Source organism: Streptomyces sp. NPDC054786, assembly GCF_053611685.1.
The window spans coordinates 1-20,336 of record NZ_JBSHAW010000049.1 but is presented as its reverse complement, the minus strand read 5'-3'; the positions used below and the strand labels follow the sequence as shown (position 1 = coordinate 20,336).

Sequence of the window (20,336 nt, the reverse complement as noted above, 5' to 3'; positions counted from 1 at the left end):
GCACCGTCCCCGGTCCCCGCCGGAGTCCCGGCAGGCGTCTCACCAGCGGCCCGGGGACCGGTGTCACGCCGTCCCGCCCGACGCCATTGCCGTCCCGCCCGTCAAGGACGCCGGGCACCCGAGGCCTGTCGGCCCCCTGGCCGATCGCTCAGCACGACGCGCTCCCCCTACGTCGGCGTCCGCCGCGGCGGCGGGCGCCCACCCGGAGGCCTGAAAAGTGCCTGTTGACACCCCCCTTGCGCACGGTGAGGAACTGCTCCCCTCGCCCGAGAGAACTTTGACGGGACGGCCGTGAGACGCCAACCGGCATTCGACCGGCATCCGGCCCGGGACGACTCCCGGCTGCGCTCGGTGGTGGAGGACGCCGCGATGGGCAGATGGGAAGGCGCACGCGAGCTGCTGGCCGCGACCGGTGCCGACTGGGACCGCCGTATCTTCCGTCTCCAGGTCCTCGCCCGCGCCGGGGCGCGGCTCACGTTCGCCGACACCTGGGCGCAGGCCGAACCGCGTTCGCCGCATGCCCTGGCCCTCCTCGCCACCGTCCAGGCCCTGCGCTCGATGGCCGCCGGCTCACGGGGACAGGGCAGCGGTCCGGAGATGGAAGAGGCGTGGGAGACCTGCCATGCCGCCGGTGACGCCCTGCCGGCCGATCCGACGCCGTACGTCGTCATGCTCGCCCTGCTGCGCTACCACTCCCCCGACCGCGACCGGCAGTGGCGGGAGACGTTTCAGGGGGTGTGGCGGGAGGTCGAGGAACGCGACCCGTGGAACAGGGAGGCGCACCACGAGATCCTCACCTATATGTTCCCCGACTGGCACGGCGTGGCGGGCGAGATGTTCCACTGGGCGCAGGAGCGGTGCGCCCATGTCCCCCGCGGGATGCCGTTGCACACCTTGCCGCTGGTCGCGCTCGCGGAGACGCACCGCATGCGGATGAAGAAGGAAGGCCACCGGTACGGCCTGACGGTCCATCCGTGGACGGACAACCCGTCGACCCAGCAGGCGTGGGTGAACTGGTGGACGTACCGGGCCCCTTCCCGGCCGCACGCCGCCTTCCACGACGACGCCAACTACCTGGCCCACGCGATGTCCTTCGCGAATCAGCACCGGGCGGCGGCCGAGGTGTTCGACGCCATCGGCCCGTACGCCACGGATGTGCCGTGGAGCTACTGCGGAGACGCCCAACAGCTCTTCACCCGTCATCGGAAGTGGGCGGTCAAGGGGTCCGGACCGTAGCGCCGCCCCGAGACCGAGCGGACCGACGTCGTTCCGCAATCCGCCGCGCCACCCAAAGGAGAGGGCCCAGCCATGCCATTGGACATACCTAGCGTCACGCAGACGGAGGAGGAACGCCTCGCCGAACTCGGCATCGCCCAGACGTTGGACCGCTCGATGTCCGGGCGGCAGAACTTCGCCGTCTCCTTCACGATCATCAGCATCCTGTCCGGCTGCCTGACGATGTACGGGTTCGGCATGAACACCGGCGGACCGGCCCTGATCATGTGGGGCTGGGTTCTCGTCGGTCTGATGACCCTGTTCGTCGGCCTGGCCATGGCGGAGGTCTGCTCCTCGTACCCGACCTCCGCCGGCCTCTACTTCTGGGCGCACAAGCTCGCCCCGCAGAAGTCCGCCCCGGCCTGGGCCTGGTTCACCGGCTGGTTCAACACGCTCGGCCAGGTGGCCGTCACCGCGGGCATCGACTTCGGCGCCGCGTCGTTCCTCAACGCCTACCTGAACCTCCAGTTCAGCTACGCCGCCACCCCCGTCCACACGATCACGCTCTTCGGCGCGATCCTCCTGCTGCACGCCGTCGTGAACACCTTTCGTGTGCGCGTCGTCGGCTTCTTCAACACCATCTCGGTGTGGTGGCATCTGATCGGCGTCGTGGTGATCGTCGGTGCCCTGCTGGTGATCCCCGACAAGCACCAGTCCCCCGGTTTCGTCTTCACCGAGTTCGTCAACAACACCGGCTGGGGCTCCGCGGTCTACGTCGCGCTCATCGGTCTCCTGATGGCGCAGTACACCTTCACCGGCTATGACGCGTCCGCCCATATGACGGAGGAGACGAAGAACGCCTCGGTCGAGGGGCCGAAGGGGATCGTCCGCTCGATCATCGTGTCCTGGGCCGCCGGATTCGTGCTGCTCTTCGGCCTGACCTTCGCCATCCAGTCGTACACCGGCGCCCTGGAGTCGGGCACCGGGGTCCCGCCGGCGCAGATCTTCATGGATGCGCTCGGCGCGAGCACCGGCAAGCTGATGCTGCTCATCATCATCGGCGCCCAGCTGTTCTGCGGTATGGCTTCGGTGACCGCCAACTCCCGCATGATCTACGCCTTCTCCCGCGACGGGGCGCTGCCCTTCTCCTCCGTCTGGCACAAGCTCCACCCGGGGACCCGCACACCGACCAACGCCGTGTGGCTCGCCGCCGGCGGGGCGTTCGTCCTCGGGCTGCCGTACCTGTTCAACACGACCGCGTACGCCGCCGTCACGTCCATCGCGACGATCGGCCTCTACATCGCGTACGTGGTGCCCACCCTGCTGCGTCTGCGCCAGGGGGAGAGCTTCCGGCGCGGTCCCTGGCACCTGGGGCGCTGGTCCAAGCCCGTGGGCCTGATCGCGGTCAGCTGGGTCGTGATCATCACCGTGCTGTTCATGCTGCCCCAGCTGAGCCCGGTGACCCTTGAGACGTTCAACTACGCGCCCATCACCGTGGGTGTGGTGCTGGTCTTCGCCGGCGCCTGGTGGCTCGTCTCCGCCCGCAAGTGGTTCCTCAACCCGCAGCACCCGCGGAACAACCCGTCGCCGACGCCGGTGCCGGGGCCGACGGCGTCCACCTCGCGCCAGTGACCTGAGTCAGGGATTCGCCGGCAGTGGGCGGCGACGCTGTCGAGGATCAGGTGCACCCGGAGGTCACCGGGACTGGATCGGCGACCTCATGAACGACCGCTGAGCACACACCGGCTCGGGGAACGCGACGAACGGCGTTCCCCGAGCCGGTGTGTGCGGGATCGGCGGAGCGAAAATGCCTGGATGCCCACCTGGCACTCCCACGGGTCTTCGGCTGCATCAGCACCGAGGGACGCCTTGTCCGCGGCGCGCCGGCCGGCGCCGCACGCGAGTGCACAGCAGGGAGTCGACCTCGTGCACGCGTGAATACCCCAGCACAGCCCGAAGGACGACGCTTCCGGGTTGCAGGTCGGGAGGCGGTAGCGGCGGCGGGTGAGGCTGCTCGTCACTGGCGTCTCGGCGGCCCAAATGCCTCTTGAGGAACCGACCCCGAGAGGACAACGTCTACCCTGACGTGCGATTTTGACTGAGGGGGGCTTGTTTCGCGTGGGTATTGTGCTGCCGGGCTGGGCGGATGAGATTCTCGACATCATTGGCGTTTCTTGGCCAAACGTGGATGAGGACGACTACCGCGACATGGCCGATGCTCTTCGTGCGTTTGCTGACGACATTGACGGCGGTGCCAACGAAGCGCATCAGGCCATCCAGAGTCTTGTCGGCTCTGCCGGCGGCTCGCTGGGGGTGCAGGCGCTCAATGCGCATTGGGGCAAAATCAACGGCAAGCACCTGAAGGGTCTTGCCGAGTGCGGGCGACTGGCCGGGACAGCCATGGACGGTGTCGCGGTGCTCATCGAGGGCGCCAAAATCGCCGCTATCGCTCAACTTGCCATCCTCGCCGCGGAGGTGATCGCTGCCCAGGCCGCGGCGCCCTTCACGTTCGGCTTGTCCGAGCTGGGGGCAGTGGCCGGGACTCAGGTCACCCGTCTTGCCGTGAAAAGGATCATCAAAGAGGTCTGTGAACAGGTCGTCGAGCAGGTGGTCAGTACCGCCTTGAGTCCGATTGAGGAAGCTCTCGGCGCGATGGTCGGCGACCTGGTTGTTCAGCTCGGCTCCAATGCCCTCGGTCTGCAGAAGGGGGTAGACCTCGGCCACGCGGCTCAGGCAGGCAAGGACGCCGGGAAGTCCGCGGCTGATGGCATGCAGTTGCTGAGCGCCGACGGCGGTGGAGGCGGCGGAAGCGGTGGAGGCGGCGGAGGCGGAAGCGGTGGCTTCACCTTCGACCCCGATGCCCATGACGGCGCCGTCACTGGCCTGCAGAGCGCCGGCGGCACCTTTCGCAACAAGGCCGGCGGCAAGATCGGACGGGCCAAGAGCCATCACGGGCGCACCCGCGGGAAGGACGCGATCGCCAACGCCGCAGCCCCGATGATCGACAAGGTCATCGACGGGTTGGAGACCGCCGTCAAGAGGACGGCCAAGCATCTCGACGACGACATGTCCCGCGGCGTCAAGCAGATGAAGAAGAACCACCACGAGAACGATGCCGGAATCGCGACCGAGCTTCAGAGCATCCACAAAAAATCCTCCGGCGGCCCTGCACCGACGTACTTCGCCGATGACAAGGGGAAGGTCACGCGCCTGACGGACCAAGGGCATCGGGACCTGACCGATGAGGACCGCAACCGGCTTTCCCCCCTCGGGCTTCAGGGCGACAGCGTTCCGAAAAGACAGGCGTCGAAGTACCCACTGCCCGATAAGGCAGACCGAAAGAAGAAGCCCTCACAGCAGGTTGGCTTCGGGAGTACCGATCTGTCGCGTGCCACGCGGGCGGCACGCGACGCCGAGAGCGATTACGGAAGGAAAAACAAGGACAAATTCACGAGTCGGAACTATGCCGCGGCCCGGTATGGCGAGCGGGGCGCTGACGACGAATTCGTTCTTGTCGGGCGCAGTAAGTGGCCGGGAGCTCATTCAGAGCGTCAGGTCGGAATTCCTTTCCTCGACGCCGGGACGACGCATGGGATGAGAGAACTCTACACAGAACGCGAGCCATGTACTTCCGGGAAGGGCTCGGTGGACTGTAGTGCCTGGATGTCGAAGCATCTGCCTGACGGAGTGCAGGTTTCGCATAGCGTCGAGTACGGCGGTACCGAGGATTCCAAGAAACGCGGCAATGACCAGATGGAGCAATACCTTAACGGGCTCAAGTCAAAAAAGAAGTGACGATTGACTCCAAAATGCCGCTCCCGATAGGATGGCGAGCATTAATGACGAACGCGCGACAGGACAATGTATGCCACAGCTCATCAACCGCACGATGATGGAGTCGGTATTCCCTTCGGAAGAGCTCGTGACACTGCAGGAAGCTAACCTGCCGGACGAGTTGGACGAGAAAGCCCGGTCGATTCTGACCAGTACCGGACTCCCGGACGACCGGAGCTCTTTCTTCTTCGTCGACGGGCGACTCACCGACGAGGAGCCGGTCGGCAGTTTCGCCCGCTGCGCGGAACTGCCCTATTTCTCCCAGTACCAGGACATGCCGGAGGGCTGGGAGAACTGGTTGGTGATCGGAGGGATCTACGAGGACGGCGTGGTCTTGGACCCCGTGTCCGGAATGGTGTACTCCCTGCCGGACGGCGAATACCGGGCTCGTCCGCTCAACCAGAGCCTCGACTCGTTCGTCTACTTCCTCTACCTGCTGCAGTCGGAGCGTCCCAACTTCGACTTCTCGGTGTCGGATGAGATCACCGACTCGGAAGGCGTGGCGGTATCCCTCAGGGAGCGGATGATTCGCGTCGACCCGCTTCCTTTCGAAGGCGTGGAACCCGCATGGTCGGAGAATTTCGACTGGGATGCCGAGGACGCCCCTCCCCTGCCCGCATGGGACCATGTGCTCTGGGACGTTCACGAGTCGGTTGGTTAGGCGGATTCACCCATGACATATCCCGAAGACGCCCTTCGGCACTTCAGGCCCGATTCCGACAGTGACGCCGGCAGTGCACGTCCGAGCGTTCAGCGGCTTGCACAGATCACTGTTCCTCTCCAGGTGGGACCGTACTTCTCCACGGCCCACGACGAGCCCGTGCAGTTGCACGAGTACGCCGACTCCGTCGGGCGCAGGGTGATGGACGAGAGCTGCCTGACGTGGGCACGGCTCGGGTCGGACCTCGGGTTCGAGATCTGCGCCGACCACGACGGGGCCGTGCACGCTGTGCTGCTGGGCCTGGACGAGGCGGTACGTCCGGTCAATTCGACTCCGGAGGCTTTCGCACAGTCCCTTGGGGCACTGGACCAGGCTCTGGGCGCGATCCTCACCGCCGACGGCCCGCACACCGCAAAGACCGCGTTCGAGCAGTTGGAACAGCGGCTGTGGGCGATCGACCCGGGCGCCTTCGCCGAGCGGGAATACTGGTGGCCTCTCGTCCTCGACGACATCAGGGATACGGCGAGCACCGAGTGGTTCACGGCCTTCGAGGTCGTCAACGCGCAAGGTGAGAAGCAGATCCTCACGGGGTCCGGCGGAATCGGGATCCACCCGGAGGAAAAGCTGTGGCAGCAGCTTCGGCTGGCCGGTGTTCAACCCGAGCAGGTGCTTCGGATCCACACGGACTTGGAGGCGTGCTTCATGCCCGGCCACTACTGCTCGTTGTGGCTTGGCGAGGTGTTCCCCGAAGCGCAGCTCACGCACAACTTCCCGTACGGAGAGACCGCTGCCTCACGGGCCGAGGGCATCCAGCAGCTGCGTGAGGCAGCCGCTGAGCAGCCGTCGCAGTAGTGCCACCGGCAGGAGTAGAGGGGTAGAGGGGGAACTGTGGCCACCGTCATTCCAGAACCGGACATCGCCGCCTGGCCGCACGTCGAAGGGGTGTCCGGCAGGCAGCAGCTGTTCGACTGGGCCGTCGATGTGAACGGAGACCGGCCGCGGTTGTGCCTGGCGCGCGGCGAGCAAGGCAGCGGCAAGAGCCGTCTGTTGGCGTGGTTTCTGGCGGGAGCAGCCGCGGCCGGCCACCCCCGTACGACGGTCCACGCCACTGTCCCCGCCGAAGGGCTGACCGCGGACACTTTCGCCTGGGATCTCGGCCGCCAGCTGGGCTACGGGCCACTTCCCCTGGACCGCCTGCTGAACCAGGTCGCCACCGACCAGCGGCCGACGCTGCTTCTCGTTCCCGATCTGCACCGGGCCGGACGCGGGGCGGCCGACCTGGCTCAGGCCGATCCGGCGACGCTCGTCACTGCGGTGCTCGGGCCTCTCCTCGCGCTTCCTCACGTCCGGGCCGTGATCGAGGTCGGGGACTCGGGACTGCTCGCTGATCAGTCTGCCGAGGTCATCGAGGTGCACCCCGACGGCGCTCACGAGCCGGCCGGCGCCGCGACCACCTCTTTTGCCGATCTCATCGCGGCCGTACCGCACACGGCCGCCGGCCGACCTGACTGGGCGCAGGCACCGGGCGACATCCGCCGGCACGTGCTCGACCAGGCGCTGCATGAGGCCGGAGGCCGGCCGACTGCCGAGGTCCAGCGTCTGCTGGCCGACCCAGGCTTCCTCGTCTACGGGTCAGCTCGCGCCATCACCGCCGCGATGGACGACGAACGCCTCACGCTTCCCGGCGGGGCGCGCCACATCTGGCGCCGGGCGGCGCCGCAGCTCACCGCGACCGAGCACAGTCACATCGAGCGGGCTGCTCTCCTGCACGCTGCTGCCCTCGGTGACAACGACCGTCTCGCCGCATACCTCCAGCCCCTTGCCGAACAGCACCACTGGAGGGCCACCTGGGCACGGCACAACACACCAGTCGTCGCACATTGCCGGCTCTCAGGAGACGAAGACCAGCTATTGGTCTCCGACCCGCTGGGCCGACTGCGCCTTCACGACCTCAAAACCGGGCAGCGCACGGGGATGCCGTCGTCGTTGCCGGTTCGCCCCGCGGGCATCGTGGGGACCGGTCTTGACGCACTACTGGTTCTCGACGATGACGGAGTCCCCCACGCTGTCACGTCCGAGGAGGAAGGGGCAGCCGCCACGTTGCTCGGGCACATCGCTGCCCACCACACCCAGGCGCTCCTGTCCGCGGACGGCGTACGGCCCACCACTCTCGGCTCCTGTTCCCAATCGCCCCTGATATCAGTCGGGGACACCGGCGGAGCCGTTCATCTCTGGTCCCTGACTGCCTACTCGCCCACACCCCGGAGCTACCGCCTTCACACCGTTCCGGTCACAGCGGTCACCTGTCTGCAACTCGACGACGACGGCCCCACCCTGGTGTTCAGTGCCGCCTTCGACGGGTCCATCCGGATGTGTGAGACGAGCCAGGAACCGATGGAAGCCCCCGTCGACCAACGGCCCGCAATTGCCACAGCTTTGGCCGCAGCCGATACCCCCGTCGGCCCGGTGCTCGCCGCCGCGTGGAACGACGGCGAAGCTCACATCTGGCATCTGAGGAGCGGGACAGTCAGGACCGTGCCCCTGCTCTACCGCTGTCATGCGCTATCCCTCACATCGAGTGGACATCTCACCGTCAGCGGCCCTGACGGCTACCACACCATCCGTCTCAGCCTGGATCGGCTTTGGCCCTGAGCTTGTTCTTCAAGGCGTTGGGGATGGATCGTTCCGGAGGGGTTGTGGGAGATCGGATGGCCGTTTTTGCCGCCGCCTCGTGTGCGGCAACAGGACGGTGGAGTCGGGTAAAACACGGTGGACCGGTACGGCCACCTCACGCTCGACGGCACCGATGGGTGCTGTGCTCGACGGGGGCGCTGAGCGGACGGGGCCCCGGTTCGGTGTCCTGGCGAGTGGGGCGCCGGACCGGGGCGCCCCATCCCCCTGTCAGCCCGTGTGGACCTTCAACGCCGTCCGGACGGCGGATTCGAGGGCGCCTTCGATCCAGGCGGGCTTGATGGACGTGTGGTCCCCCGCGAAATGCAGCGGCCCTTCGGACACGGGGACGTCGGGGAACAGTTCCGTGTGCTGGCCGGGGAAGAGCACGGAAGCCTCACCATAGGCGTAGTGGTCGCGCATCCACGACTGGGTCCGGCACTTGTTGGTGAAGAAGACTTCGCACCGGCGGCCGAAGACGGCCTGCACTCCGGCGAGCGCGCGCAGATACCGCTCCTCGTCGGCGAAGGCGTCCCATTTGAGGGCGTCGTCGGACCAACTGTAGGAGGCGAGCATGATGCCTCCGTCGCTGCCCTCCAGAGGGTGCGCGTGCTCGAAGTACATGAAGCGGTTGGCGTTGTCGCTCACGGTGCCGCCGCCACGGACATGAGCGGCATCCGGTTCGCCGCTCATGACGGGCCGGAAGACGGCGAAGCACTTCTTGAGTTCGTCGGGGATCGTCACCCCCAGGTCCTTCACGGACTTGTGCGCGCCGAGGTACCTGCCGTGCTTGACCCCGCCCGCCTTGTACTTTTCGTAGAGCTTGTCCTCGATGGAGTTCAGCGCCTCCTTCCACTGCGCCTCGGTGAACTCCCACCAACGGTGGGAGAACTCCAGCAGCACCTTGGTCGCGGCGTCGTAGTGCAGTTCCGTGATGGCCCGGCGCTTGCCGTAGGCGAGCGGAGGGTCGAAGGTCACGTGGCGCAGTCCGGAGAAGGGGACGGTGATGATTGCCTCATCACCCTCGAAGACCTCCGTGACACCCCCCTCGCCGGTCTGGCAGTCCTCGGAAACGGTGTGCACCCTGACCTTGCCGCCGTTGCGTTCGATGCGTAAGGCGCGCCTGTCGAGCCTTACCTTCCCCTTCACCGGCGCGTACAGCGCGTCGGCGAGCAGTGCGGTGCCGCCCTTGATCTCCCAGAACCTGGTCTTGGGGTCGATCAGCGCGGCGGACAGGAAGCTGTGCGTGAAGGAGAGGTGCAGTCGGGAGGTCAGGTTCTGGATGGTGCCGATGAGGTCGATGGTCCTGGTGTCGAGCCTGGCGACTTCCGTGAGATACCGGTACATGGACCAGTGGCCGTACTTCTTGAGAATCTTGACCCATCCGTTGACGAGGGCCGTCCCCTCCTTGCCCCGGATGAGCCGGTGTGCGGGTTCGAGGGCGTGCGCGAGGATGGCAGCGGCGGTCTTCGTGCGGTTGGGGCCCGTGACACCGAAGGTGTCGTTGATCTTCTGGGGGTTCTTCTCGTAGTCGGCACGGCGCAGGTGGATGCTATTGACTTGGATCCAGGTGCGGTTGGCCTGCTTCGTCGGGTTGTCGACCTCCACGTCCACCAGGTAAAACTCCTGGAGCGCGAGGTCGAGCTTCTTGATCAGTGCCATGAGGAGCGGGTGGCTGCCGGGCAGCCGCATGGCCCCGGCTTCGGCGTACTGTCTGGGGTCGGCGAAGGGCTGCTCCCCGTTCTCGTGGCCGCCCTTGCGGAACGTCTTGATGCGGCCGCCGACGCGGTTGCCGTTGGCCTCGATCACGACGACATCGTGGCCTGACCGGTTGAGCAGGTTGGCGGCGAGCAGGCCGGCCGGTCCGGCCCCGACGATCAGGACCCGTTTCGTTGCCTTCGCCCGGCTGGCGGGCAAGCCGTTCTCGATGGCCTTCAGGTAGGCCGGCACGAGGGATTTGTCGTGCTCGTCGTAGACGGTGATGGCGCGGGCGACCGTGGTGTACGCCTTGGGATCGACGCCGGGCAGCACCGCGGCCGGCGCTGTCGGGGGTGCGGTGGCAGGGCTCAGCGCGGTCGCGGGCTCGACGGAGACGGCGGTGAGCCCGGCAGCGAGCGCCGAGGCACCGGTCGCCGTGACCACGGAGCGCCGTGAGGGCAGCGCGCCGGGCGACCGAGGCGAGGGGTGCGAGGCGCGTGAAGCATCCGACGCGAGTTGCTCCTCGCTTGATGCGACGGTGTTCCTCGTGCTCGGATTGCTCACGTCTGGAGTGCTCATGTCTTGTGTACTCATCGGGCATCACACTTGGCATACGAGCGACGCAGAGCCAGTGCATTCACACGGACGAGGACCGTAAACCACTCGAACCGCTACATGACGCGGCTCCCCTGTCAACAACCGTCACCGCGGGATGGCGACGATCTCGACCGCGGCGTTCATCGCCCGCAGGCGTCGGACCGACTGGAGCAGGGACATCTGGGCGAAGGCGGACAGGGAGTCCACCGTGATGTCCTGTCCCACCTTGAGGAGGATGGCGAAGACCACCCGCACTGTGCCGAAGTCGTCGAGCAGTCGGTGGCCAGCAGCTGTTTCGGTCAGTCGGCGCGGGGCCGCCACGCCAGGGCGCGTCGTGCAGCTGTGGAACCGCCCGCAGCTGTTGCAGCTGCGGCCAGGAGGCCCGTTGCTGTCAGGACGGCCGTGATGAGGCTCCATGACAGGGTTGCTCCGCTTTCTCCTCCGGTGACGGGCTGGACCAGCACGACGTGAACGAAGGCGCCGACGGCACCAGCGCCCAGAAGCGGGACCCCAAGGCACCAGAACGCCGTCGTGTGGAACACCTGACTGCGTCCGGTGAGCACGGTGAGTGGGGCCAGCGTTTGCGCGAATCGCAGAAATTCCGAGAGGGCGGCGAGTGCCATGGCGGTGAGCAGAACGAGCGTGCCAATGGTGCCGAGGAAGGGAATCCAGCGTGACTGATAGCCGACGGTGAAGGACTTGGCTCCGTCTTCCGCCACCGGCTCGGTGAGTGCCTTCACGCTCAGGTACAGGTGGGCGGCGCGTTTGACGGCCGGGATATCCATGGGCTCGTCGATGTCGGTGAAGACGACGGCCTGCAGACCTTCGGCACGGTTGATGGCACTGACGGGACCGGTGCGCACCGCAGCGGGGGTCTGACCGAAAGTCTGGTAGCCGGAGACTCTGAGGCGCTTGTCGAGTTCCCCGTACGCCACTTTGGCCTCTTGCCCAGCGGGAGGGCAGGGGAGCCGTAGGGCACGGAGCCCGCTGCACGGCGCTTGGAGGACACGGCTGGCGCTGGAACCGTCGGGCTGGACGTTCCCCGTGCCGATGGCGACCGTGTGCGCCCCTTCGGGAAGTGCGGCAGTGAAGGCGTCGGTGAGCCGCGTTGCCGACGTTTGCACGAGCGCCATGCTCCGGCCCTGCGCGGAGTTCAGCTGTTCCTCGTCTCCGGAGCGGGCGAACAGAAGACTGGTGATGATCTGGGTCTGGCCGATGACGCCGATGGCGATGATCATTGCGGCCACCAGACGGACCACCATGCCGGGTCGGGCCGCAGTGGTGCGGGCGGCGATCAGGCGCGCCGGGGCGCCACTGTGGTGAGGCGACTTCGAGGCCCGGGCGCTGATACGTGATGCGGCCCAGCCGATCACCCAGGGAAGCGTCACCCACACACCGACGACCGCGAACAGATAAGCCGCCGCGGAACGTTGCGCACCGAAGGACCTCGACGTCAGAGCCAGGGCAAGGAAGGCGGGACAGGACCCCAGGGCCAGAAGTCGCAGCAGACCGCTGCCTGCCGTACGAGGTCTTGTCGATGCCCCTTTACTCGCGGCGACAGGACGCAACAAGAGGATCAGTCCGAGCATCCCCACCGCTGAGGCGGCCACGGCAGCCGCCAGAATCACGCCCACGCGACGCAGGTCCATGGCGTACAGGGTGTAGTCGATCCACGGCAGTTGGACATCTACCAGCAGGAAAGGAACGGTGAACAGGGCTGCGAGCGCAGCCCCGATACAAACGGGCCGGACCGCGGCCCCGATGTCCATCCAGGCGCGCGCCGCCCGGCCGGCACCGAGAGTGTGCAGCAGAGCATCGCGACGATCCCGTCCCGCAGCGCCCATCCTGGCCGCCGCTGCCGCCAGCCCCAGAGCCGGAAGTCCCAGCAGCACGCCGATGATGGCCATCATGGACGACCGGGGGCCGACGATCCGCAGGTCGCCGAAGACCGGACCGGGGCCTCCGTACCCGGTGATCCCCTCCATCCGTGCTGTGCCCAGCATCGCCGTGGTGGGACGCACGTAAGCCAGCCGTTCGCCCGGTGAACCCAGCCCCTCCGGTGAGACGATACCGACGCTGGTGCCATACCGGTGGGTGAAATCCTCACTGGCGGGCCCCTTGGCCAGCGCCGGCGACAACACCACCTCACCGGGGGCCGGCCAGCGCGCGACGCCAGGCGGCAACGGCGCATCCTGGGTCAAGGGAGCGATGACGACCACGGTGAACTGGCGCCCTTGATAGCTGTCCCAGTACCGGCTCCACAGAGCCGAGGCCTGGTGCCCGTGATCCGCAAGGGTGGGTACGCGCGCCGCCCCGCGCTGCTCGCGCCCCTCCCACGTCGCAGCGGTCGCAACCAGCGAGCAGAGCATGACGGCGACGACCGCGGTGGCGGCCAACAGCGCCCAGAACCGGGCTCGGCCGCCTTCGGCGGTCCGCCCGGCTGCCCGGCCGATGCGGAGCATGTGGTCGATCCGACCACGCTTCATCGCGCACCTGCCAGGGCCCCTTGTTCCAGCTGCATGACCCGGTCGGCCCGGTTCGCCACAGCGGGGTCGTGGGTGACGACGAGCAGCCCGCACCCACGTGCGGCGGGCACGGCGAACAGCGTTTCGGCCACATGGTCGCGCGATGCCTCGTCAAGTGCACCGGTGGGCTCGTCCGCCAAGAGCAGTGCGGGGCTGCCGATCAGCGCCCGCGCCACGGCCACCCGTTGGCGCTCACCGCCGGACAGCTCACTGGTGGCGGTGTCGGTGACCGGCACACCAAGTTCCTCCAGAAGTTTACGGCCGTCGCCATAGGCACGGTCGCGGTCCGCGCCGTCCAGCAGGGCGGCTAACGCCACATTCTCCACCGGAGAGAGTTCGGGCAGCAATTCCCCGAATTGGAAGACCATTCCCACGTGCTTCCTGCGATGCTCTGCCAGGCGGCGGCCTCGCAAGGTGACGACATCGCGTCCAGCGACCATGACTGATCCGACATCAGGGCGAACGAGCGCCAGAAGGATGGAAAGGAGCGTGCTTTTCCCGGACCCTGAAGGGCCCATGACAGCGACGGACTCGCCTGCACTCACGGCAAGTTCGAGCCCGTCGAGCAGACGTCGGCCCCCGACCTCGTACCCCAGCTCGCGGACTTCAAGGGGCAACGCATCCGACACGCCATCTGCCTTTCAGAAGAAGAGAATCAGCAAAGCGCTGCCCGGGCGAAGAGCGTCCCGGGCAGCGCAATATCACAGCGGGCCGTGATGACCTAGTGGTCGTCGCTCCACCAGTTGGAACAGTCGTCCGGCCACTTGTCGATTTCGGTGCAGACTCGCATGTCCCACACCTTCCACCCTGATTGCTGTACACCTTGGTGCCCTGCCCGCTGTGATTCCACAGTGTGTACAACTCAGTGCTCGGACTGTTGCGGTTGTACTCAGCCTTTACGGAGTTGCCGTCTCCCTTGGTGTCCTGCAGGCCGACCTGAGACCCGCCCGCCGTACGCCACGAATACGCACCAGACGTGTACCGGTCCATGTCCGCGAAGGCTGTGGTGGACCCTGCTGCTATGGCAACCCCCGCGACCACCACAGCTGCCCGTGACGCTAATCTGCCGGCTCTCTTCATGGAACGCCTCCCGTTGTCGTGCAGACACCCGCCGACAGAGGCCGACGGGCGATGAACGCTGACGATCTTTACAGTCGGCAAAGGTAGTACAAAGTCACATTCTGGCCATTGCGTTTACGGAGTGGCCGTTCCGGTCTGGATTCGCAGGCGTTCCTGCGTAGACCTCGAAGCGGAATTACGCACTCCCGCGCCGACATCCACACCGGCCGTCCTGAGCCGCCCCGCGCAAGGGGCGAACCGCCATTCCCGCGACCTCCGACGAGCTTCGCCGCCCCGTACGCCGCAAGGGGCCCCGATCCTTCGTGGAACGCACGCCATTACCTGAAGCAATCATTCCGTTCATCTGCCGCTCCCGGCAGGCCCCGAAACATTTGGCCAGATCTCAGCCTTGGCCAAAGAGATTGGTCCACGCCTGCAGCCTGCCGTGTGGCTCACGGCGTGCTGCGGACTGCGGACTGCCTATCGGAGAGTCGCTGGGAGTTTTTCCAGAGGACATCTTCGACGGCACATTGCGTTGCCGGCGGCAGGTTGTGCGTATCAAGAATTCCTCAGGTAAGTGCGTTGCCCTCTACGCTCCCTTGAAGCATCGGAAAGAGGGCGAATGGCGCGATATACCGGCGCCCGCCGCCCTGGAACCTTCCGGTGCACATACTCAGCGGACTCCCAGCTCCGCGAGTACCCGGCGCTGAGTGGGTGCCGGCCTGGCCGGGAAGTAGAGGTAGCAGACCCCTCCGGAACCGCTGACGACCTTGCCGTCGGCGTTCTTCCGCTTGGTCCGCAGCCAGATGTTCTCGAACTGGGATGCGGTTCCTTAGCAGACGTTTGACTCGCTGGCAAACATGCAGGTCAACGGCTTGGGCTCGTTCGCCGCGAACGAGCCCAAGCCAGGCCGTGCTGACTTCCACTGCCGTCCGTTCCGGTCCGGTCGGGGGCGTTGTGCTGGATCGGTGCTGACTTCTGGCGATGCCACGTGGAAGCGCGGACAGACCAGAGCCGCGACTCGCTCACTCTTCACTGTGCGTCACCTCGGCCCCACGTCGTCTCCCTCGTGGAAGCCAGCCACAACGGGCCAAGAATGGTCCGGTGGCGTTGCATGGGGCCACTTGGTTCGGCCGCGCCGGTGGCAGCGTCGACGAGCACAAAGCAGCCGAGCAGATCCGGGCGTAGAACCATGGAGCCGGGGCCGACCTGGGCGGCATCGAGGCCCTGGTCCTCGACTTCGGCGGAACCCTCGCCGACACGACGCCCAGCCACGAGCAGGCGCTGCGAGCGGCACTGCGGCCGCACGGCCTCGACCTGGACCACAACTGGTATCGCCAACACGTCGGCCTGTCCATCCACGACCTGCTGGCCGCGCTACCAGGCGGACGGCAGCTGCCCCACGACGAGATCATCCGCCACAGCTGCACCCACCTGCGGTCCACCGTGCACAGCATCACCCCCGTCCCGTGCGTCGCGGCGCTCCTGCACACCGCACGCCGTGCTGGACCGCCCTGCGTCGTGGCGTCGGGCGCCAGCCGCCTTCTCGTAATTCTCGGGATCGAGGCTCTAGGCCCGTCTAGGGGTCTGATTAGGGGTGTGCCGGAACGACCCGACTGCATAGCTTCAAAAGGCAGGATCGACCTTTCCCACAGTCCTCCGAAATTTCCAGTTCCGTGTTCTCGACCCAAGTGCGGTACGCGACCGAGAAGGGAGCAACTGTCACATGACGGACCTTGCCCACGATGACCGGGCGGGAACCGAGCCGCGTTCCTTCCCGCTGGCGCAGAAATGCCCGTTCCAGCACACCCCCGAATACGCCCGGCTGCGGGCCGAAGAGCCGGTCTCCAAGGTGCGGCTCGAGACCTCCGACCAGGAGGCATGGGCGGTTGCCTCCCACGACCTCGTCAAGCAGGTGCTGAGTTCCCCGCACATGAGCTCCGATTGGCGGAAGCCCGGCTACCCACTCCAGGTCGCGCTCTCCCAGGAGATCCTTGACAACCTCGAACTGCCGTTGCTCGCACTCGACGCTCCGGACCACACCGTGCGCCGCCGACTGCTGCTACCCGAGTTCACGGTCAAGCGCATGCAGGCCCTGCGGCCCCGCATCCAGGAGATCGTGGACGAGTGCGTCGACCGGATGCTGGAAAAGGGCGGCCCGGTCGACCTCGTCCAGGAGCTGGCGGTGCCGGTGCCGACGCTGCTGTTCGCCGAGCTAATGGGGGCGCCCGCCGAGGACGTGACCGCTTTCCGCGATCACGCGGAGGGCACCATGACCCGCGGCGTGAAGGCGGCCGAACTCGACCGGATCCAGCTGGAGATGGAGGCCCACCTCGATGCGCTGGTCACCAAGAAAGAGAAGAACCCCACCGACGACCTGCTGAGCCGCATCATCCTCAAGAACAAGGAGGACGGGCAGCTTGAGCACCACGACATGGTCGCCATCGCCCGCATGCTCTTGTTCGGCGGCTTCGACACGGCAGCCAACATGATTTCGCTGGGCACCGTGACCTTGCTCCAGCACCCCGAGCAGTTCGCAGAGATCAAGCAGGACCCCACTCTCACCCCGAAGGCCATCGGCGAACTGCTGCGCTACCTCAGCATCAACGACTCGGCGAGCGGCCGGGTGGCCACCGCCGATGTGCAGCTCGGGGACGTCACCGTCCGCAAGGGCGAGGGCGTGGTACTGCTCTACGGCTCGGCGAACCGGGACGAGACCGTCTTCGAGGACGCCGACACCTTCGATATCCACCGGGACACCCACGGACACGTCTCCTTCGGCGGAGGCATTCACCAGTGCCTCGGCGCCAGCCTCGTCAAGGTCGAGCTGGAGATCGTCTTCAACACCCTCTTCCGGCGCATCCCCGGGCTGCGGCTCGCCGTGCCGTTCAAGGAGCTGTCCTTCAAGGACGACACGCTCATCTACGGGATGTACGAATGCCCGGTGACATGGTGAGCCGGATGCGCATCAGCGTGGACCGGGAGGCGTGCACGGGCACCAGGCTGTGTGTGTTGTTCGCCGCCCCAGACGTCTTCAGCCAGGACGCCGCCGACGGACGGATCGTCCTGCTCACGGACCGCCCCGACGCGGGCCGCGAGGACGAGGTGCATGGGGCGACCGATGCCTGTCCGGTGGTCGCCATCCGCCCGCACTGGGAATGACCGAGCGGAGAGCCCGATGACCAAAGCACTAGTGCTCGGCGGCGGTATGGCCGGCATGTTGGCAGCCGCCGCCCTGGCCCGGCACGCGGACACCGTCACGATCCTGGAGGGCGACCGGTTCCCGGACGTCCCGGCACCCCGGCGGGGCCTGCCACAGGGCCATCACAGCCACATGTTCATGGGCGGCGGCGCGCTCGCCCTGGACGAGCTGCTGCCCGGCACCGTCGACAAGCTGTGCGTGGCCGGTGCCCGGCGGTGCGAGATGCTCTGGAACACCCTGACTCTCTCGGCCGGAGGCTGGTTCCCCCGGCACCACGGCGACGCCTTCGTCATTGTGTGCAGCCGCGAGCTCACCGACCATGTGGTCCGGCAACAGGTGCTCGCGCACCAGAACGTCCAGGTCCTGGAGTCGGTCAAGACCGTCGGGCTGACGGGCGACGCGGACCGGGTGACGGGAGCCCGGGTGCAGCGCGGCGACGGAACGGAGGAGGTGTTCGTCGCCGACTTCGTGGTCGACGCCACCGGCCGTCGTTCCAAGGCCCACGAGTGGCTCGGGGTACTGGGGGCGTCCCGGGTCGAGGAGGAGTTCGTCGACCCCGGGCTCGCCTACTCGACCCGCCTCTACGAGGCGCCGGCCGGAATTCACGAGGACTTCCCGCTCGTGCTCATCCAGCCGCAGGCCGGGACCGGGCGGCCAGGCGCGGGCGCGACACTCTTTCCGATCGAGCAAGGCCGCTGGATCGCCACCATGATCGGCACCCGCGGCGGGCAGCCGCCCACGGACGAGGCCGGATTCGACGCCTTCGCCCGCGCCCAGCGGCACCCGCTGATCGCGGACCTGCTCAAGCGGGCCCGCCCGGTCAGCGAGGTCCGCCCCTACAAGGGCACCGTCAACCGGCGCCGGTTCTACGAGCGGCTGCCGATGCCCGAAGGCTTCGCCGTCATCGGCGACGCGGTCGCCGCACTGAACCCCGTCTACGCACACGGCATGTCCGTAGCTGCCTTCGCCGCCCTGGCACTGCGCACCGAGCTGGAGCGGGCCGGCGGGCTCAAGCCGGGGCTCGCCGCCGCCGTTCAGACAGGGGTCGCGGCCGCCGTCGAGACTCCCTGGTCGATGGCCAGCGAGCAGGACCTTGCCTTCCCCGAGGTGCGGACCAACCGCATGGAAACCGGCGGGCCGGACGCCGCGGAACAGGAGTTCCTGGCCCGCATGGCGGCGACCTCGCTGAGCGAACCCGTGGTCGCAAACGCCCTGTTCAGCGTCATCACCCTGATGTCCCCGGTCGCTGGGCTGGCGGCGCCGGCTCTACAGGAGCTCGTCCAGCGCGGCCCGCGCGGGCCGCAGTTGACCGCGGAACAGGCGATCGGGCAGTTCCCCGAACTCGGCGAGGTGCCCCCGGCCACGGCTGAATAGGGAGTTGCGGTGGCAAGGAATCTGGTGACCTGCCCGCTCTCTGGCAAGGGCGCCGCCACACTGCGCCGGATACTTGAGCACCGTGACCACCACGTGCTGGTCGTCGACATCGGGTGGCAACGGTTCGCCCCCGCCTACGCCCTCGCACGGCTCCGTCCGCTGCAGAACGCCCTGCCCGAGGTGCGCGCCTGGGAACTCGACCGCGTCGGGGGCGCCGTCCGGCTTCGTGCGCTGGTCGGCGGCCTGCCCGGAACTGGCCACGGCGGCGAGGCCGGCGAAAGCGCCTCCGTGGAGGACCGGCTCGAATCCGCCTCCGCCGATCAGGGTGCTGGACTTCGTCCATACCTGGCTCGGCCTCGAACTCAACGACACGATCCAGGAACAGGACAGCAGCGATGACCAATTCCCCAGCGGACCACGCCGATCAGAAGCTCATCGCCGCACTGCGCGCATCGCTGAAGGAGAACGAGCGCCTCAAGGCAGAGTGCCGCCGCCTCGACGAGGCGGCGCACGAGCCCATCGCCATCGTGGGCATGGCCTGCCGCTTTCCAGGCGGGGTGCGGTCCCCGGAGGACCTGTGGCGGTTGGTGGCCGATGGCGTCGATGCCGTCTCCGGACCCCCCGCCGACCGCGGCTGGGACCTGGAGCGTCTCCACGACCCGGACGGCGAGCGGCCCGGCACCGCCCGCACGCTCGAAGGCGGCTTCGTCCACGACGCCGCCGGCTTCGACGCGGGCTTCTTCGGCATCAGCCCGCGCGAGGCCCCGTTCATCGACCCGCAGCAGCGTCTGCTGCTGGAGGTCTCGTGGGAGGTCTTCGAACGCGCGGGCATCGACCCGGCGTCGCTCAAGGGCAGCGCCACGGGCGTGTTCGCCGGGATGATGTACCACGACTACCCGGCCAACGCGAACACCGGCTCTGTCCTGGCCGGCCGGGTGTCCTACACCTACGGGCTGGAGGGTCCGTCGGTGACGGTGGACACGGCGTGCTCGTCGTCGCTGGTTGCCCTGCACATGGCTGCGCAGGCGCTGCGCTCCGGAGAGTGTTCACTGGCCCTGGCCGGCGGCGCGACTGTGATGGCCACCCCCGATACCTTCGTCGAGTTCAGCCGCCAGCAGGGCCTGGCCCCGGACGGCCGCTGCAAGTCCTTCGGCGGCGCGGCCGACGGCACCGGCTGGAGCGAAGGCGCCGGCCTGCTGCTGCTGGAACGGCTGTCGGACGCGCAGCGCAACGGGCACCGAGTGCTCGGGGTCGTCCGCGGCTCGGCGATCAACCAGGACGGCGCCAGCAACGGGCTGACCGCCCCCAGCATCCCCGCACAACGGCGCGTCATCACCCAGGCGCTGGCAGCGGCACGGCTGTCCACCTCCGATGTGGACGCGGTGGAGGCGCATGGCACCGGTACGCGGTTGGGGGACCCGATCGAGGCCCGGGCGCTGCTGGCCACGTACGGACAAGGGCGCGAGGAGGGCCGGCCGTTGTGGCTCGGCTCGATCAAGTC

Annotated in this window: 16 protein-coding genes and 1 pseudogene; 12 read left to right on the top strand and 5 right to left on the bottom strand. The window is 67.4% G+C overall.

Annotation, left to right across the window (positions count from 1 at the left end; all coding sequences use genetic code 11):
• The first annotated feature begins 291 nt into the window (after positions 1 to 291).
• The 6 genes from ACWGI6_RS32345 to ACWGI6_RS32320 all read left to right on the top strand — a co-directional run bounded on the left by ACWGI6_RS32345 (position 292) and on the right by ACWGI6_RS32320 (position 8,362).
• Positions 292 to 1,236 carry a hypothetical protein gene (locus ACWGI6_RS32345; RefSeq protein WP_453270807.1) on the top strand — a complete coding sequence of 315 codons (945 nt, stop codon included), beginning with the start codon at positions 292 to 294 and terminating at the stop codon, positions 1,234 to 1,236.
• 72 nt (positions 1,237 to 1,308) lie between these two features.
• Positions 1,309 to 2,847, top strand: a complete 1,539-nt coding sequence (locus tag ACWGI6_RS32340) for an amino acid permease (protein ID WP_453270806.1) — start codon at positions 1,309 to 1,311, stop codon at positions 2,845 to 2,847.
• 486 nt (positions 2,848 to 3,333) lie between these two features.
• Positions 3,334 to 5,010 (top strand): WXG100-like domain-containing protein, encoded by a 1,677-nt coding sequence (locus ACWGI6_RS32335; RefSeq protein ID WP_453270805.1) that lies wholly within the window; start codon positions 3,334 to 3,336, stop codon positions 5,008 to 5,010.
• Positions 5,011 to 5,080: 70 nt separating this feature from the next.
• Positions 5,081 to 5,710, top strand: a complete 630-nt coding sequence (locus ACWGI6_RS32330; protein ID WP_453270804.1) for an SUKH-4 family immunity protein — start codon at positions 5,081 to 5,083, stop codon at positions 5,708 to 5,710.
• A 123-nt stretch (positions 5,711 to 5,833) separates the two neighbouring features.
• On the top strand, positions 5,834 to 6,562 hold the full coding sequence (locus ACWGI6_RS32325) for a nucleic acid/nucleotide deaminase domain-containing protein (protein WP_453270803.1): 729 nt from the start codon (positions 5,834 to 5,836) through the stop codon (positions 6,560 to 6,562).
• Between the two features lie 36 nt (positions 6,563 to 6,598).
• Positions 6,599 to 8,362, top strand: a complete 1,764-nt coding sequence (locus ACWGI6_RS32320; RefSeq protein WP_453270802.1) for a WD40 repeat domain-containing protein — start codon at positions 6,599 to 6,601, stop codon at positions 8,360 to 8,362.
• 249 nt (positions 8,363 to 8,611) lie between these two features.
• On the opposite strand, the gene ACWGI6_RS32315 is transcribed toward ACWGI6_RS32320, so the two are convergent.
• The 5 genes and pseudogenes from ACWGI6_RS32315 to ACWGI6_RS32295 all read right to left on the bottom strand — a co-directional run.
• Positions 8,612 to 10,657: an FAD-dependent oxidoreductase gene (locus ACWGI6_RS32315; protein ID WP_453270801.1), complete on the bottom strand. Its 2,046-nt coding sequence runs from the start codon at positions 10,655 to 10,657 to the stop codon at positions 8,612 to 8,614.
• 123 nt (positions 10,658 to 10,780) lie between these two features.
• Positions 10,781 to 10,996 (bottom strand): DUF6119 family protein, encoded by a 216-nt coding sequence (locus ACWGI6_RS32310; RefSeq protein WP_453270800.1) that lies wholly within the window; start codon positions 10,994 to 10,996, stop codon positions 10,781 to 10,783.
• Complete coding sequence (locus ACWGI6_RS32305) at positions 10,975 to 13,161, bottom strand: hypothetical protein (RefSeq protein ID WP_453270799.1); 2,187 nt, start codon at positions 13,159 to 13,161, stop codon at positions 10,975 to 10,977. The genes ACWGI6_RS32310 and ACWGI6_RS32305 overlap by 22 nt, the downstream gene beginning before the upstream one ends.
• A complete protein-coding gene (locus ACWGI6_RS32300; protein ID WP_453270798.1) occupies positions 13,158 to 13,829 on the bottom strand; it encodes an ABC transporter ATP-binding protein in 672 nt (223 codons plus the stop codon). The genes ACWGI6_RS32305 and ACWGI6_RS32300 overlap by 4 nt, the downstream gene beginning before the upstream one ends.
• A gap of 1,103 nt (positions 13,830 to 14,932) precedes the next feature.
• A pseudogene (locus ACWGI6_RS32295) lies at positions 14,933 to 15,079 on the bottom strand (peptidase C39 family protein); the annotation flags it as partial.
• 389 nt (positions 15,080 to 15,468) lie between these two features.
• On the opposite strand from ACWGI6_RS32295, the gene ACWGI6_RS32290 reads away from it, so the two are divergent.
• The 6 genes from ACWGI6_RS32290 to ACWGI6_RS32265 all read left to right on the top strand — a co-directional run.
• The gene (locus ACWGI6_RS32290; RefSeq protein ID WP_453270847.1) at positions 15,469 to 16,008 is read left to right on the top strand and encodes an HAD family hydrolase; all 540 of its coding nucleotides are present in this window, start codon (positions 15,469 to 15,471) and stop codon (positions 16,006 to 16,008) included.
• Positions 15,986 to 17,215, top strand: coding sequence for a cytochrome P450 (locus ACWGI6_RS32285; RefSeq protein WP_453270797.1), 1,230 nt, complete (start codon positions 15,986 to 15,988; stop codon positions 17,213 to 17,215). The genes ACWGI6_RS32290 and ACWGI6_RS32285 overlap by 23 nt, the downstream gene beginning before the upstream one ends.
• Before the next feature lie 5 nt (positions 17,216 to 17,220).
• Entirely contained in the window at positions 17,221 to 17,421 is a 201-nt protein-coding gene (locus ACWGI6_RS32280) for a ferredoxin (RefSeq protein WP_453270796.1), read from the top strand.
• Positions 17,422 to 17,437: 16 nt separating this feature from the next.
• Positions 17,438 to 18,835 (top strand): NAD(P)/FAD-dependent oxidoreductase, encoded by a 1,398-nt coding sequence (locus ACWGI6_RS32275; RefSeq protein WP_453270795.1) that lies wholly within the window; start codon positions 17,438 to 17,440, stop codon positions 18,833 to 18,835.
• A 9-nt stretch (positions 18,836 to 18,844) separates the two neighbouring features.
• A complete protein-coding gene (locus ACWGI6_RS32270; protein ID WP_453270852.1) occupies positions 18,845 to 19,234 on the top strand; it encodes a hypothetical protein in 390 nt (129 codons plus the stop codon).
• Positions 19,141 to 20,336 (top strand): beta-ketoacyl synthase N-terminal-like domain-containing protein (locus ACWGI6_RS32265; protein ID WP_453270846.1); only part of this gene is annotated, 1,196 nt, incomplete at its 3' end. The genes ACWGI6_RS32270 and ACWGI6_RS32265, both read left to right, overlap by 94 nt.

Coding starts and splice junctions, on each gene's coding strand:
- ACWGI6_RS32275 (WP_453270795.1), top strand. CDS start 17,438: ATGACCAAAGCACTAGTGCTCGGCGGCGGTATGGCCGGCATGTTGGCA.
- ACWGI6_RS32330 (WP_453270804.1), top strand. CDS start 5,081: ATGCCACAGCTCATCAACCGCACGATGATGGAGTCGGTATTCCCTTCG.
- ACWGI6_RS32340 (WP_453270806.1), top strand. CDS start 1,309: ATGCCATTGGACATACCTAGCGTCACGCAGACGGAGGAGGAACGCCTC.
- ACWGI6_RS32305 (WP_453270799.1), bottom strand. CDS start 13,161: ATGAAGCGTGGTCGGATCGACCACATGCTCCGCATCGGCCGGGCAGCC.
- ACWGI6_RS32315 (WP_453270801.1), bottom strand. CDS start 10,657: ATGAGCACTCCAGACGTGAGCAATCCGAGCACGAGGAACACCGTCGCA.
- ACWGI6_RS32280 (WP_453270796.1), top strand. CDS start 17,221: ATGCGCATCAGCGTGGACCGGGAGGCGTGCACGGGCACCAGGCTGTGT.
- ACWGI6_RS32285 (WP_453270797.1), top strand. CDS start 15,986: ATGACGGACCTTGCCCACGATGACCGGGCGGGAACCGAGCCGCGTTCC.